This window comes from Nocardiopsis sp. NPDC049922 (assembly GCF_040660275.1).
Taxonomy (GTDB): Bacteria; Actinomycetota; Actinomycetes; order Streptosporangiales; family Streptosporangiaceae; genus Nocardiopsis.
Genome location: NZ_JBFAME010000003.1, coordinates 410,442 through 424,647 on the forward strand (window position 1 = coordinate 410,442; position 14,206 = coordinate 424,647).

Consider the following 14,206-nt stretch of genomic DNA (forward strand, 5'->3'; position numbering starts at 1 on the left):
CGAGGGGAAGGCGCCGGCCTTCCGGGAAGGGAATCGACGTGACTTTCAAGGCGAGGGGCCTGTACGCCTCGTCGAGCAAGGAGCCGGGCGGGTTCCGCGCGGGACCGTGGATGCTGCTGGGCGCCGTGCTCGTGGTGGCGCTGATCGGTGTCACCGTGGTGTCGGTGCTGGGCAACGTGACCGTGGACCGCGAACGGCGCGGTGACACCCTCGGGTCGGCCGCGTTCCTGGAGATCGACAACGACACCGCGGGCGACGTGACCGTCAGCGCGGGCGCCGGGGACGAGGTGGCCCTGGAGCGGACGCTGCGCTCGGGGCCGTTCCAGGAGCCGGGGGACGACGTCGAGGAGGAGGACGGCGGCACCTTCGTCGAGGCGGAGTGCGAGGGCCTGTGGTTCCTGGGCGGTGACTGCGCGGTGGACTACGACGTGACCGTGCCGGAGGGGACCCAGGTGACGGTGAGCACCACCTCCGGCCGGATCCGGGTGGAGAACGTCGACGGTCGGCTGGACCTGTCGAGCACCAGCGGTGACGTGGTGGTGAGCGACAACGTCGGCGACGTGGCGGCCTCCTCGACCTCCGGCGGCCTGGAGTTGGCCGGGGTGGAGGGATCGGTCGAGGCCGAGACCACCGCGGGCGGCATCCTGGCCTCCGGGTCGGGGGAGTCGCTGAGCGCGGAGTCGGTCTCCGGCGGCGTCGACGTGTCGGGCTTCACCGCGCGCACGGTGGAGGCGGCCTCCACCAGTGGGGCGGTCGTCGTGGGCGGGGGCTTCGCGTCGGCGGAGGTGTCGACCACCTCGGGCTCGGTCGAGGTCGCCACCGAGGACGCGTTCGACCGGTTGTCGGTGGACTCGACCAGCGGTGCGGTCCGGGTGCGCGTCCCGGAGGGCTCCTACGCGGTGACCGGGGAGTCGGCGTCGGGCGGGCGTGACATCGGTGTGGACACCTCCTCCGACGCCGAGGCGCGCATCGACGTCAACACGGTCAGCGGGTCGGTGAGCGTCCAGGCGGCCTGAGTCACCGTGCGAAGCGCAGCGCCGCCCAGTCCGAGTCGATCCGGACCTGGGCGGCGCCGCGCCATCCGGCCTCGTGCAGCGGCTCCCACCCCTGGTCCGAGGTCAGGTCGGTGATGATGGTGCCGCCGCGTTGGGGGAAGCACATCCACAGCCGGGTGCGCGGCCCGGTCAGGTCGAGCACCGAGGGGGCCTCGCGTCGGACGGTGCCGCGGTCCAGCGCGAACATGTGGATGTCGTCGTAGTCGGCGCCCTCGATGGGGCCCAGGTCGATGTGGATGTCCGGCGGCGGTTCCAGCAGGCGCAGGTAGCGTTCGGGCGCGTTGAGGACGAGCAGCCGGTCCCCGGGCAGCACCCCCAGCCTCTGGGCGAGCGTGTCCGACATTCCCCCTCCGTTCGGTGTCCCGCGCGAGCGGCCCCGCGACCCTCCCGTCACCGTACGGTTCCGGCACGCCGATTCCGAGCGGCATCCCCCGGTCGGCCGCGACATGACCGGGTTTTTAGGATTCCTGTAGGGCAGACGGTGCGACGCGCTGGGGCGTGATCGGAACCGGGGAGAGCGTCGCCCCCCGCGCCGGCTGGACGCGGGGGGCGGCGGGATGCTCAGTGTCAGCGGGCGAACTGCTTGAGTTCGTCGGTGTCCAGGGTGATCTCGGTACCGGGGATGGCGACCTGTTCGCCGTAGGGGTGGGCGTTGCATTCCAGGTACTCACCGCCCAGGGGGCGGGAGTAGATCACCACGGCGTTCATCGTGCGGTCGATGCACACGTACGCCGGGATGCCGCTTTCCGCGTAGGCCGCGGGCTTTTCCACGCGGTCTCGGGCCTTGGTGTCCGAATCCCACGAGGTCACCTCGACGACGGCGAGAACACCGTCGGGGTCGGGATAGTCCCTGTGGCCTTTGAAATTTCCTCGGGGTACCAGGACCCCGTCGGGGAGGGCCTGCCCCTTGCGGTAGGTCTCGACCTTCAGTCCCTGGCCTTGGAGTAGGTCGCAGTCAGCACGCTGGATCAGGCACTGGCGGAACATCCACGCCATGATCTGGCTGTGGTCGCTGTCGGTCACTCGGTGGACCCAGATCCTTCCGTGGATGAACTCGAGGATGGTGCCGTCGTCTTCGTATGCCTGTGCGGCCAGCCGTGCGAAGAGGTCGGGGTCTATGGCGGGTGGCGGGTGGTGTTCGGCGACGGTCATGGTTCCCCCTATGCGGCGTTGGTGGTGAGGGGTCGCACGGTGATGCCGACGCGGATGCGGCCTTGCGCGTAGGCGACGAGGAGCCTGTCGGCGAGGGCGGACATGGTGCGGATGCCGTCGGCCTCGCGTTGGGCGTCGGCGCGCTTCCAGGTGTCGGCTGACAGGCGCACGCCGATCTGTTCGCGGTCGGTGTTGGGGCTGGTGTCGGCGAGGTGGTCCGCGGTGACCCGCCCGGAGGCGTAGGCGTCCAGGAGGAATTCGAGGACGCGGGCGGTGGACAGTCCGACCTGTTCGGCGAGGGCGCTCGCGCGTGTCCAGGCCTGGCGGCCGACGAAGGGGCTCTTCGCACTGCGGGTGCTGGCGGGCATGGCGGCTCCCCGGGGTTGCTCTGGAGCCATGGTAGGCATGTTCGTTCTGGTAGACAAAGTTGACCTAGTACATGCATTGCAGGAAGTACGGCTCCGAGCGGCATCCCCCTGTCGGCCGCGACATGACCGGGTTTCTAGGATTCCCGTATGGCAGACGGTGCAACGCGCTGGGGCGTGATCGGAACCGGTGGGATCGCCCACTCCTTCCTCGAGGCGCTGCGGGCCACGCCGACGGCGCGGGTCACGGCGGTGGCCTCGCGTTCGGCGGAGCGGGCCCGGGAGTTCGCGGCGACCTGGGGGATCCCCCGGAGCCACGGGAGTTACGAGGAGCTGGCCCACAGCCCGGACGTGGACGTGGTGTACGTGGCCACCCCGCACCCGGGTCACCATCCGCACACGCTGATGTGCCTGAACGCGGGCAAGCACGTGCTGGTGGAGAAGCCGATGGCGCTGAACGCCCTCCAGGTGGCGGAGATGGCGGCGGCGGCGCGGTCGAACGGCCGCTTCCTGCTGGAGGCGATGTGGACGCGCTACCTGCCCGCCTACCGGCTGGCGCGTGAACTGGTGGCCGAGGGCGCGATCGGGCCGTTGCGCTCGCTGTCGGCGGAGTTCGGGATCAACGTGCCCTTCGACCCCGACCACCGGCTGTTCAACGCCGATCTGGGCGGCGGCGCTCTGCTCGACCTGGGCGTGTACCCGCTGGCGTTGGCCAGCGACTTCCTGGGGGAGCTCACGGTGGTGGGGGCGACCCGGCGGCTGTCGCCGGACCGGATGGTGGACACCCACACGACCGTCCTGGTCCAGGGGCGGGACGGGGTGTCGGGGACGCTGGGCTGCGCGTCGCGGTCGACGCTGCCCAACCGCGCGGTGCTGGTGGGCGCCCGGGGATGGCTGGAGATGGAGCGCGCGTGGGCGCCGACCGAGGTGGTGCTGCACCGCGACGGCCGTGAGCCGGAGGTCTTCCACCGGCCCTACCGCGGCAACGGGTACGTGCACGAGGCCGAGGAGGTGGCGCGGTGCGTGGCCGAGGGGCTGTCCGAGAGCCCGGACATGCCGTGGTCGGAGAGCCTGCGCCTGGCCCGGGTCATGGACCTGGTCCGCGACGTCGGCGTCCTGGCGCACGAGGCGGCCGACGGCGCGTCGGCGGGGCGGTGAGGCCGTCTCAGAGCAGCCCCGAGGCGCCCGCCCCGGTGGGGGTGGCGGACTCGGGCGCCCGCGGCTTGGCGCGGCGGACCTCCGGGTGGTGGCGCACGCGCGAGCGCACGTGGCGGGCGGCGGCGATGCGGGCGAGCACGTGGACGTTGGTGCGCGCCACGACCAGGACCGCGTCCCGGGGGCCGACCGCGTCGTCGAAGTAGCCGTCGATGCCGGTGTCGCCGCAGCGCGGCCGGACCCCGTAGATGTCGCCGTCGAACATGCGGTAGGCGTCGCGGACGACCAGGGTGTCGGGGTGCAGGCGCGGGCCGTCGCCCAGCCAGTCGGCGGCCTCCCCGGCCAGGCGCCGGACCAGGCCGGGCAGGGAGCGGCCCCGGTTCGGGAAGACGCGGTGCGCCCCGATCCCCTTGCGCCAGCCCGCGTAGACGGCCGGGTGGCGGGTGCGCAGGACGACGTAGGTGTTGGACAGGGGGTGGGCGAGGACCTCGCGGGTGAGGAAGTGGGTCATCAGTGCCGTGGACAGGCCGAACCGGCGGTGGGCGGGGACCACGCCGGCGGCGTCCAGGTACAGCGAGCGGCGTGCGGCCAGGCGGAGCCGGTGGTAGCCGCCCCAGCCGACGGGGGCGCCGTCGGGACCCAGGATGAGCGCCAGGGTGGTGATCTGGTCGAAGAACCCGGACTGGACGCGGGTGCGCCAGTAGCCGGAGTGGTCGGCGCCGAAGGCGCGTTCGGCCAGTCCGCGCAGGGTGGCGTGGAGGCGGTCGCGGCTGTGGGCGCAGAGCGCGTCGGGGCGGTCCCAGCGGGCGACGCGGTAGCCGGGATTCAGGTCGTGGACGGTCGGTGGGCAGCTGAGGTCCCGGAGTTCGGGGCACGGGAGCTGGGTGGACACGCGCAGCCCTGCTTTCGTTACTCTTCGGATGCAGAAGACTCCCTAACGTAGTGGGTCGATGGGTGCGCGTGGGGCCATTTCGCGAAGTCCGGCGCGGTCAGCGTTGGGCGGCGCGGTGGAGACGGGCGGCCAGGCGGGCCATGTGCTCGCGCAGCTCGTCGGGTTCCTCGACCTCCAGGTCGATGTCGAGCATGCCCAGATAGCAGGCCATGTGCAGGTAGGAGTGCCCGGCGCAGACCAGGACGCAGCTGCTGTCGTCCACCGGTTCGATGGTGCCGAACCACACGCCCGCGTGGTGTCTGGCCTCCTCCGCGGACACGAACAGGCGGATGCGGGCCTGGTGCGGCCACATGTGCAGGTCCATCCGCTCGGCCAGGTAGGCGGCCACGCCCTGTTCCGGGGGGTCGCGGGGTGGGACGCGCGGTCCGGTGGGCGTCAGCGGCCGGATCCGGTCGACGCGGAAGGTGCGCCAGTCGTCGCGGTCGTTGTCCCAGGCCACCAGGTACCAGCGGCGCCCCTGGGCGACCAGGCGCAGGGGTTCGACGGTGCGGCGGGAGGCGCTTCCGTCGTGGCGTTCGTAGTCGAATCTGAGTCGTTCGCTGTCGCGGCAGGCGGAGGCGACCAGGGCGAGGACGTCGGCGTCGACGGTGGGCCCGCCGGAGGGCATGGGGACGGTGAAGGTCCCCAGGGCGTCGACTCTGCGCCGCAGGCGGGAGGGCAGCACCTGGAGGAGTTTGGCCAGGGCGCGGACGGAGGTCTCCTCGATTCCCGACACTCCGCCCTGGGCGGCGGTGCGCAGTCCCACGGCGACGGCCACGGCCTCGTCGTCGTCCAGCAGCAGGGGTGGCAGTGCGGCCCCGGCTCCGAGTTGGTAGCCGCCGCCGGTGCCCATGGTCGCCTGGATGGGGTAGCCGAGTTCGCGCAGGCGGTCCACGTCGCGGCGGATCGTGCGCGGGCTGACGTCGAGCCGGTCGGCGAGGTCGGCGCCGGGCCACTCCCTGCGCGTCTGGAGCAGGGACAGCAGGCGCAGCAGGCGGGCCGAGGTCGCTTTCATCGCGGTTCCTCCGGGGCGGGGTGGCGGGAGGCCCGGCGGCGCGGGCCCCCCGTGGGCGGATACCCGCAGTCTGCCAGGGCTGGAGGACAGCGGCTGTCCTCCGGTGGTCCTCGCCTCGCGCGCCGCCCTTTGCGCCGGTTCAGGCGGTGACGGCGACCGCCTCGACCTCGACCAGCTGGTCGTCGTAGCCGAGGGCGGCCACGCCGAGCAGGGTGCTGGGGGCGTCGTGGTCGCCCATGTGGGCGCGGACGACGTCCCAGGCCGCGACCAGGTCCTCCTGGCGGGAGGAGGCCACGTACACCGTGGTCCTGACGATGTCGGTCAGATCCGCTCCGGCGCCCCGGAGCGCCGTGCGCAGGTTGCGCATCACCTGTTCGGCCTGTCCCGCGTGGTCGCCCACGGCGACGGTGGCGCCGTTCTCGTCCAGGGGGCAGGCACCGGCGGTCCACACCACGCGTGCGGTCGCGGGGGCCGAGGCCGCGTAGGCGTAGTCCACGTGCTCGGTCAGGCTCTCGTTGCGGATCAGGGTGACCGCGCTCACACTTCCACCTCCGTGTCGTCGTTGAATGTCCCGTCAACGGAGGGCGTGGCGGGACCGTTCCGGGGGCGGGTGCGGCGCGGGTCACGCGGTGGGCGGGTCGCCCAGCCAGTCGCGCGGGCCGCCGCGCTCCAGCCTGCGCAGGAAGGCCAGGACGCCCGCGACGCCGCTGGCCCAGCCGCCGCCCGGTTCGCGGGTGTGGTCGAGGAAGACCGGGGCGTCGGGGGCGCCGTCCGAGCGGACCAGGGTCATGCCCGCCACGCGCAGGGCGGCGTCGCGGTGGGTGGTGTCGCCGGTGCGGTCGGCGGTGTCGAGCAGGAACTCCCCGATGCCCGCCAGGCCGCAGCACTGGCCGGTGACCAGGACGCGGGGCGCGTGCGCGTGACAGCGACGGGCGGCCTGGACGGCCAGGTCGGTCAGGTGCCGCCTCCCGGTGTGCGCGCCGCCCCGCAGCAGGACGCCGCCCACCCCGGCGAGCCCCTGGCAGTGGGACACGGTCATGGGGCGGGCGGTGGCCCGGTCGGCGTGCTCCACCAGGTCGGGGAGCACGTGGGCGAGCACGTCCAGCCCCGCGTCGGCCTCGGCGCGGGCGTCGGCGTCGGCGACGGCCGCGTCCAGGCGGAGCAGGAGGTCGGTGACGCCCGCCAGGCCGTGGGCGAACCCGAGGTGGGCGGCCACGGCGTCGTGGTCGCCCGGGTCGGTCACGCGGGTACGGGCGGAGGCGGCCGGGCGGGCGTCGATGAGGTGTCGGGCGCAGCGCCGGGCCAGGTCGAGGCGGGTGTCGTCCCCGGTCAGGCGCCACAGGTGGAGTTGGCCCAGGCCGATTCCGGCCACTCCGGCGGTGTGGTCGGTGGCGGTGACGGTCTCGGGGGCGGTGCGCGCCAGGGGCCGGACCGCGTCGGCGAGCGTGGGCTCGTCCAGCGCGTGCGCGGCGGCGGCCAGGAAGACCGCGGTGCCGCAGGTGCCGAGTTGCAGACCGGGCGGTGCGGGGCGCAGGGCGAGGAAGCCCGAGGTCCAGTGCGCCAGGGCGCGGGCCAGGGAGCGTGAGGCGGGGTCCTGGTGCCGGAGCAGTTCCATGCCGATCCCGGCGGCGCCCTGGTACTGGTTGGTGGGGCTGGGGGCGCCGGCGGCGGAACGGCCGCGGCCGGTGAGCAGGGCGCGGGCGGCCTCGTGGGTCTGTTCGAGCGCCGTCTCGACCAGTGCGCCGACGGAGGCGGGGGTGACGGTGTAGCGGGGGTCGGCGCGGCAGTGGGCGGGGGTGTCCCCGGTGCGCAGCAGGCCCCTGGCGCGCACGCGTCGTTCGGTGTCGGCGGACATCAGGTCGGGGATCACCGCCGCCGTGGCGGGGACCCGGTCGCCGAGGGCGGCGAGCAGGGTGCGGGCCCGGCCGTCGTCGGGGACCGCGCGGGTGGCGCGGGAGGGCGGGTCGATCCCGGTGACGGCGTAGAGCAGGGTGGCGCCCAGGGAGTAGAGGTCGTCCTCGGGTCGGGCGGGTTCGCCGCGTTCCTGTGCCGGGGAGGAGTAGCCGGGTGTCCAGCCCCGGGCGGGGTCGGGGTCGTCGGTGGTGTGGCTGATCTCGAAGTCCACCAGGCACGCGCGTCCCCGGTCGGTGATGACGACGTTCTTGGGGGCCAGGTCGCGGACGAGGACGCCGCGGGCGTGGACGGCGTCGACCAGGTGGACGAGGTCGGCGGCGAGGCGGCCGAGATCGCGGTCGGCGGTGGTGTACGTGCCGTGGGTGGCCACGTCGGTGCGCAGGTCGCGGGGGCCGAGGTCGGTGGTGGCGAGGAACTCGTCGGGTCCGTGCCGGAAGTGGTCGACGACGCGGGGCACGCCCTCGACGCCGTCCAGGTGGCGGAGGAGGGCGGCCTCGGCGCGGAGCCGGTGGCGGGCGTCGCGGGTGCCGGTGGGGTCCTCGTCGGTGTGGGCGCGGCGTTCCTTGACCACCACCGGGCGCCCGGTGGTGGTGTCGGTGGCGCGGTAGACGCCGCCCGTGGCGGTGTGGGCGATGGCGCCGGGCACGAGGAAGCGGCCGCCGAGCAGGAGGGGGGAGGGCGGGCCCGGGGCGGGGGCGGGCAGGCGCCCGGTGAGGGGGTCGGGGGTCCAGGTGGGGGCGTGGTAGCGGCCGTCGGCTCCGCCGGGCAGGTCGCGGCCCTGGTCGTCGCGGACGACGAGGTGGAGGTCGCCGTTGTCGTCGGTGGCGTGGGTCGCCTCGAAGGGGGCGTAGCGGTAGTAGACGGGCGCGTCGGGGCGCAGGCGCAGGTCGCTGTGGACGCGCGGGCCCTCCATGCCGGCGAGTTCGGCGGCCAGCTTCTCGGCGAGGTCGGTGAAGTGCTCGCGCGGAGGGTAGACGGTGACGGCCTTGCCGACGGCGCCGGGGTGGGCGCGGTGGGAGTTGAGGTCGCGCAGGATCTCGGTGGTGCGCGCGAACTTGAACCGGCACGGGGTGCGCAGCAGCAGGGGCAGGGCCCGGTGGAGGGTCTCGGCCAGGGTCGTGGGGCGGGCGGAGAGGTGGATCTTCCAGCCCTGCGGGGGCAGGTCGAGGCCGGGGAGGGTGACGTCGGTCCAGGTGGGGTGGTCGGTGACCACGCGTCCGGCCCGGCGGATGCGGTCGTCCAGTGCGGGGGTGCGGGTCGGGGTGCCGTCGTGCTCGCGCACCGTCGCTCTCCCTCGTCGGTGGGGTTCGGGGGAAGGGGTGGCCGTCGTGCTCGGGCGGCCACCCCCTGTGGGGCCGCCCCGGCGGTGGCCGGGGCGGCGAGGGTCGTGGCCGGGTGCGGGGCCGGCGCACGCTCCTGGTGTCGGGACGCGCGGGGCGCTAGAAGGTGGCTCCGTCGCAGCGGATGGTCCAGCCGCTGATGCAGGTGCGGATGCAGTCGAGGTTGAGCTGGTCGGAGATGAGCTCGGTCTCGGCTCCGAGGGAGACGAGGGCGGTGGTGTCGAGCGTCCCGGCGTCGCGGGGGAGTTCCTGCGCGGCCATGGGTTCCTTCCCGTTCGGCTACTGATTGTGAGAGGCACGCTACCTCGTGTAGCTTTGCCGAAGACTTGAATCCCCCTTGACACGCACGGAAAACGGCCCGGTCATCGGATTTCCCGACCTGGCCACCGGGTCGCGCCCGTTTTGGCCCCATGAGGAGTGCATTGGAACCCGAAACACCCCCCACGGCCTCGATGGGAGTGACGGCCGCAATGCGCCAGGCGGCCACGCCCGAATCCCCGCCCGAGGTCCCCGCGATCCGGGCCGAGGGGCTCGTCAAGACCTTCCCCGGCGTCGAGGCCGTCCGCGGGCTGGACCTGCTCGTGCGCCCCGGGGAGATCTTCGGCCTCCTGGGCCCCAACGGCGCGGGCAAGTCCACCACGATCGCCATGCTGTGCGCGCTGACCCGGCCCACCTCCGGGGGGCTGTGGGTGGCCGGGCACGACGTGCGCACCCGGCCGGCCGCCGTGCGCCGCTCGATCGGCGTGGTCTTCCAGGAGACGACCCTGGACGACAAGCTCACCGTCGAGGAGAACCTGCGCATCCACGCCGTCCTGTACGGGGTGCCGCGCCGCCGGGCGCGCGAGCGCGTGAGTGCGATGCTCGCGCTCACCGAACTGGCCGAGCGGCGTCGCGGCCTGGTGAGCACCCTGTCGGGCGGGATGAAGCGCCGTCTGGAGATCGCCCGCGGTCTGCTGCACGGGCCCCGCGTCCTGTTCCTGGACGAGCCGACCGTGGGGCTGGACCCGCACAGCCGGGCCGAGGTCTGGCACCACGTGCACCGCATGCGCCGCGAGTCCGGCGCCACCGTGCTGCTGACCACCCACCACCTGGCCGAGGCCGACCACTGCGACCGGTTGGCCATCCTCGACCAGGGGCGCGTGGTCGCGCTGGGCTCGCCCGAGGACCTGCGGGCCCGGATCGGCCGCGACAGCGTCCGGGTCCGCACGGGCTCGCCCCACCGCGACGCCCGCGTGCTCGCCGACGTCCTCGACGTGCGCCCCGCCGTGGTCGAGGGGCAGGTGGTGGTCCAGGCCGAGGACGGAGCGGCGATGCTGCCGCGGATCGTCACCGCCCTAGAGGGGGCGGTCACCTCCGCGACGGTGTCCCAGCCCAGCCTGGACGACGTGTTCCTGCACTACACCGGCCGCAGCATGCGTTCCCCGGCCGCCGAGGGGGGGACCCCGTGATCGCCGTGCGCGAGGTCGGGCCGCGCCTGGCCGCGGAGGCGCGCGCCGTGGGCGCGGTGTGGCAGCGGGAGATGATCACGTTCGGGCGCGAGCGGCTGCGGCTGGTGATCAGCCTGCTGCAGCCGCTGCTGATCCTGGTCTCGCTCGGGATCGGGCTGGGGGCGGTGGTCCCGGACGGGGAGTCGGGGATCGGGTACGTCACCTTCCTGTTCCCGGGGGTGCTGGTGATGGCGATCCAGGCCCCCGCGTTCGCGGCGGGGGCCTCGATCCTGTGGGACCGCGAGTTCGGGTTCCTGCGGGAGATGCTGGTGGCCCCGGTGCGCCGTGAGTCCCTGCTGCTGGGCAAGGTGCTGGCGGGGACGGCCACGGCGACGTGCCACGGGGCGGTGCTGCTGGTGTTCGCGTTCGCGGCGGAGGTGCCCTACGACCCCGTCCTGCTGCTGTCGTTCGTGGCCGTGTTGGCGCTCGCGGCGTTCGCGATGACGTCGCTGGGCGCCCTGCTGGCGGTGTCCCTGCCCAGCCCGCAGACCTTCCAGGCGGTCACCGGGCTGCTCCTGGGCCCGCTGGTGTTCCTGTCCGGTGCGTTCTTCCCGCTCAGCGGCCTGCCGTCGTGGTTGGACGCGCTGACCGGGCTCAACCCGCTGACGTACGCCGTGGACGCGGCGCGCCGCGTGCTCGCCGCCCGCCTGCCCGGACAGGCGCCGGCGGACCTGTTCGAGGGGTTGGAGGTGTGGGGGTCGCGGGTTCCGGTGTCGGTCGAGCTGGCCGTGTTGGCGGCATTCGGGGTGTTGTGCCTGGTCGTGGCGGCGCGCCGGTTCTCCCGGCCCGACCACTGAGGTGGGGCAGGGCGGATTGGGCGTCAATTTTTATTGACAGCGGATGCGCGTCAATTTATATTGACACTGTGGCTGAGAGAACCGACCCCATCGACCCGGAGACCGGACTGAGGGCCGTCGCCGCGCTGCGCAAGCTCGCCGACCACCTGGAGGCGCTGCACGTCAGCGACGCCCGCGCCCAGAACTGGTCGTGGCAGACCATCGCCGACGTGCTGGGGGTCACACGCCAGGCGGTCCACCAGAAGCACGCACGCCGCACCCAGGACTAGGAGGAGACGATGTTCGAGCGTTTCACCAGGGAGGCACGGGAGATCGTCCGTGGCTCCGTCGCGTCGGCGACCGACCGGGGCGAGGACGAGGTCGGCCCCGCGCACCTGATGCTCGCCCTCGCGGAGGACCCCGACGGCATCGGAGCGCGGATCCTCGCCGACCACGGCATCACCCGCGACGTCCTGCGGGGAGATGGGCGCCAGGACGGGCCCGCCGGTCTCACCGACGACGAGATCGCCGCCCTGCGCTCCGTGGGCGTGGACACCGACGCGGTCTTCGCGAGGATCGAGGAGTCCTTCGGCCCGGACGCGCTGCGCCCGGCCCCCTCGGCGCGGCGTTCCCGCAAGCGGGGGCGGCTCGGCGGCCCCTTCGGCGCCGAGGCTAAGAAGGTCCTGGAGCTGAGCCTGCGTGAGTGCCTGTCCCTCAGGCACAAGGCGATCGGCTCGGGTCACATCCTGCTGGCGCTGCTGCGCCAGGGACTGCCCGAACCCATGGCCGCGGTCGTCGCCGAGCACGGTCTGACCTACGAGGAGGCCCGCGGGCGCGTCCGGGACGCGCTCGACGACGCCGCCTGACCTCCCGGGGCCTCGCGCCGGGCCGCCGCGCGCGAGGCCCCGGGGATCGCCGCCGGGCTCACCGCCCGGGGACCAGCACGCTCAGACAGGTGACGCAGCCCTCCATCCTCTCGAACTCGGAGACGTCCACCGGCAGGACCCGCCAGTGGTCGGCGGTCAGTGCGTGGATGGTCGCGTGCGCGGCGGCGCTGACCAGAACGTCCCGCCCGCCCAGGGGAAGGACGTGCGCCCCCGGCTCCTCGGGGGCGCGCCGGATCGGCGGCAGGGCCGCGGCGTCCACCAGGTCGGGCAGACCGATCAGCGTCCCGTCGGGCAGCGCGGTCACCGCCGACTTCAGGTGCAGCACCGCGCCGAGCCCGACCCGCCGGACCTCGCGCCCCAGCGGTTTGAGCAGCCGCGCCAGCTGGTCGGCGCCCTCGGTGTTGGTCCGACCGCCCACACCGACGTACACGGTCTCGTCCACCTGGAGCACGTCGCCGCCGTCCAACGTGCCGGGGGCCTCCACACGCGCGACCCGAAGACCGAGCGAGCGGACCGCCGCCTCCACGCCCTCGACCTCGCCCCGGCGCTCCTCGGCCCCGGGGCGGGCCAGCACCGCCAGGTCCTCGCAGACCACCACGGTGTCCTCGACGAACACGGAGTCGGGCAGGTCCGGTGCGGGATCGACCTCGACCACCCGCCAGCCGGCCGAGGCCAGCGCCTCCTGGTAGATGACGAACTGGCGCATGGCCAGCACGGGGTCCACCGACGAGCGGGGGACGTGGGTGACGATGCCCCGTTCCATGCGGGGGCTGGGCCTGCGGGTGAGTGCCAGACCGGGGCTGGTGTGTCCGTCCACGTGGCCTCCCGGGATGCGGTGACGGGGTGCGGAAGAGCTCAACCTACCGCGCGCTCCCGCCCGGTTCCCGGACGCGGCACGCGGGTCGTCCGTCTTGTCCGCGACCCGCTCACGCGGCAGGGTGGGCACATGGACGTGATCGTTGTCGGCGGCGGCATCGTGGGGATGAGCGCGGCCTTCCACCTGGCCAGGAAGGGTGTGTCCATCGCGCTGGTGGACGCCTCGCACGCGGGTCAGGCCACCTCGGCCGGGACCGGGGTGGTGTTCCCCTGGCCCTTCCCCTGGGACACGCCGGGTTCGTGGGAGTTCAAGGCGCGGGCGGCCGCGCACTACCCCGCCTTGATGGCCGAGCTGGCCGAGGACGGGCACGTGACCGGCTACGAGACGGTCGGCGGGATGTCGGTGGACCGGGAGGGGGACGACGCCGGGTACGACCTGATGCGCTCCCTGGCCGAACGGCCGGAGTTCGCCACCATGGGGCGGGTGGAACGGCTCTCGCCCGGGGAGGCGACCCGCCGGTTCCCGCTGGTGCCCGAGGCCTACGGAGGCGTGTACGTCGAGGGGATGGCGCGCCTGGACGGCCGCCGGGCCCGCACCGCGCTGTTCAACGCCGCCGAGGAGCGGGGGCTGCGGTACCACAAGGGCGACGCGCACCTGGCGTGGAACGGACACCGCGTGACCGGGGTGCTCGTGGGCGGCGAGGAGCTGGCCGCCGACGTGGTCGTCGTCGCCGCCGGGGCGTGGTCGGCGCGGCTGCTGACGGTGGCGGGGGTGGAGCTGCCGGTGTTCCCGGTGCGTGGGCAGATGACGCACTTCGCGCTGCCGGGGCGCGACACCCGTGCCTGGCCGGTGGTCCGTTTCGGGGAACGCGAGTACTACGTGTGCGCCTTCGGCCCCGACCGGGTGGTCACGGGCGGGACGATCGAGCCCGACGCGGGGTTCGACCGTCGGGTGACCGCGAGCGGGCTGCTGCACAACCTGTCCACGGCGGTGGAGGTCCTGCCCGGGTTGGCCGAGGCCTCGGTCGTGGAGACGCGGGTGGGCTTCCGTCCGGGTACCCACGACGGCCGCCAGCTGCTGGGACGGGTCGAACGGTTGCCGGGGGTCGTGGTCGCGACGGGGTTGGGGTCGGAGGGCCTGACCTTCGGGCCCTACCAGGGGCTGGTCGCCGCCCAGTTGGCGATGGGAGAGGACCCGGGGTTCGACCTGGCGGAGTTCCGTCCCGACCGCCCCCAGAATACGTGACGCACGCCACAATAATTCACCCGCTTTTCTGTTTGACATTTTCGCGAAAACGCTTGCTAGAACTTGA

General features: G+C 73.7%; 16 protein-coding genes. 7 read left to right on the top strand and 9 right to left on the bottom strand.

Going from position 1 to position 14,206, the window contains the following annotated elements:
- Nucleotides 1-38: 38 nt before the first annotated feature.
- Entirely contained in the window at nt 39-1,016 is a 978-nt protein-coding gene (locus AB0I72_RS08680) for a DUF4097 family beta strand repeat-containing protein (RefSeq protein WP_358564499.1), read from the top strand.
- A 1-nt stretch (nt 1,017) separates the two neighbouring features.
- Here the strand turns inward: AB0I72_RS08680 and AB0I72_RS08685 are convergent, their stop codons facing one another.
- The 3 genes from AB0I72_RS08685 to AB0I72_RS08695 all read right to left on the bottom strand — a co-directional run bounded on the left by AB0I72_RS08685 (nt 1,018) and on the right by AB0I72_RS08695 (nt 2,575).
- The gene (locus AB0I72_RS08685; RefSeq protein ID WP_358564501.1) at nt 1,018-1,398 is read right to left on the bottom strand and encodes a hypothetical protein; all 381 of its coding nucleotides are present in this window, start codon (nt 1,396-1,398) and stop codon (nt 1,018-1,020) included.
- A 224-nt stretch (nt 1,399-1,622) separates the two neighbouring features.
- Nucleotides 1,623-2,207: a Uma2 family endonuclease gene (locus AB0I72_RS08690; RefSeq protein WP_358564503.1), complete on the bottom strand. Its 585-nt coding sequence runs from the start codon at nt 2,205-2,207 to the stop codon at nt 1,623-1,625.
- 8 nt (nt 2,208-2,215) lie between these two features.
- Entirely contained in the window at nt 2,216-2,575 is a 360-nt protein-coding gene (locus AB0I72_RS08695; RefSeq protein ID WP_358564505.1) for a hypothetical protein, read from the bottom strand.
- A gap of 147 nt (nt 2,576-2,722) precedes the next feature.
- On the opposite strand from AB0I72_RS08695, the gene AB0I72_RS08700 reads away from it, so the two are divergent.
- Entirely contained in the window at nt 2,723-3,730 is a 1,008-nt protein-coding gene (locus AB0I72_RS08700; RefSeq protein WP_358564506.1) for a Gfo/Idh/MocA family oxidoreductase, read from the top strand.
- Nucleotides 3,731-3,737: 7 nt separating this feature from the next.
- On the opposite strand, the gene AB0I72_RS08705 is transcribed toward AB0I72_RS08700, so the two are convergent.
- The 5 genes from AB0I72_RS08705 to AB0I72_RS08725 all read right to left on the bottom strand — a co-directional run bounded on the left by AB0I72_RS08705 (nt 3,738) and on the right by AB0I72_RS08725 (nt 9,188).
- Nucleotides 3,738-4,625: a GNAT family N-acetyltransferase gene (locus tag AB0I72_RS08705; protein ID WP_358564618.1), complete on the bottom strand. Its 888-nt coding sequence runs from the start codon at nt 4,623-4,625 to the stop codon at nt 3,738-3,740.
- A 91-nt stretch (nt 4,626-4,716) separates the two neighbouring features.
- Complete coding sequence (locus tag AB0I72_RS08710) at nt 4,717-5,673, bottom strand: YafY family protein (protein ID WP_358564508.1); 957 nt, start codon at nt 5,671-5,673, stop codon at nt 4,717-4,719.
- A 139-nt stretch (nt 5,674-5,812) separates the two neighbouring features.
- Nucleotides 5,813-6,214, bottom strand: a complete 402-nt coding sequence (locus tag AB0I72_RS08715) for a RidA family protein (protein ID WP_358564509.1) — start codon at nt 6,212-6,214, stop codon at nt 5,813-5,815.
- Nucleotides 6,215-6,295: 81 nt separating this feature from the next.
- Nucleotides 6,296-8,869: a class IV lanthionine synthetase LanL gene (gene lanL / locus AB0I72_RS08720; protein ID WP_358564511.1), complete on the bottom strand. Its 2,574-nt coding sequence runs from the start codon at nt 8,867-8,869 to the stop codon at nt 6,296-6,298.
- A 157-nt stretch (nt 8,870-9,026) separates the two neighbouring features.
- Nucleotides 9,027-9,188, bottom strand: coding sequence for a hypothetical protein (locus AB0I72_RS08725; protein ID WP_358564513.1), 162 nt, complete (start codon nt 9,186-9,188; stop codon nt 9,027-9,029).
- A gap of 209 nt (nt 9,189-9,397) precedes the next feature.
- Here AB0I72_RS08725 and AB0I72_RS08730 point away from each other — a divergent pair, with 209 nt between their 5' ends.
- From AB0I72_RS08730 to AB0I72_RS08745, 4 genes are all read left to right on the top strand, one after another.
- The gene (locus AB0I72_RS08730; RefSeq protein ID WP_358564515.1) at nt 9,398-10,375 is read left to right on the top strand and encodes an ATP-binding cassette domain-containing protein; all 978 of its coding nucleotides are present in this window, start codon (nt 9,398-9,400) and stop codon (nt 10,373-10,375) included.
- Nucleotides 10,372-11,211 carry an ABC transporter permease gene (locus tag AB0I72_RS08735; protein ID WP_358564517.1) on the top strand — a complete coding sequence of 280 codons (840 nt, stop codon included), beginning with the start codon at nt 10,372-10,374 and terminating at the stop codon, nt 11,209-11,211. The genes AB0I72_RS08730 and AB0I72_RS08735 overlap by 4 nt, the downstream gene beginning before the upstream one ends.
- A gap of 68 nt (nt 11,212-11,279) precedes the next feature.
- A complete protein-coding gene (locus tag AB0I72_RS08740; RefSeq protein ID WP_358564519.1) occupies nt 11,280-11,480 on the top strand; it encodes a helix-turn-helix domain-containing protein in 201 nt (66 codons plus the stop codon).
- Between the two features lie 9 nt (nt 11,481-11,489).
- Entirely contained in the window at nt 11,490-12,056 is a 567-nt protein-coding gene (locus AB0I72_RS08745) for a Clp protease N-terminal domain-containing protein (RefSeq protein WP_358564521.1), read from the top strand.
- A 58-nt stretch (nt 12,057-12,114) separates the two neighbouring features.
- Here the strand turns inward: AB0I72_RS08745 and ddaH are convergent, their stop codons facing one another.
- Nucleotides 12,115-12,894 carry a dimethylargininase gene (gene ddaH, locus AB0I72_RS08750; protein ID WP_358564523.1) on the bottom strand — a complete coding sequence of 260 codons (780 nt, stop codon included), beginning with the start codon at nt 12,892-12,894 and terminating at the stop codon, nt 12,115-12,117.
- 129 nt (nt 12,895-13,023) lie between these two features.
- Here ddaH and AB0I72_RS08755 point away from each other — a divergent pair, with 129 nt between their 5' ends.
- On the top strand, nt 13,024-14,139 hold the full coding sequence (locus AB0I72_RS08755) for an FAD-binding oxidoreductase (protein ID WP_358564525.1): 1,116 nt from the start codon (nt 13,024-13,026) through the stop codon (nt 14,137-14,139).
- The last annotated feature ends 67 nt before the right edge of the window (nt 14,140-14,206 follow it).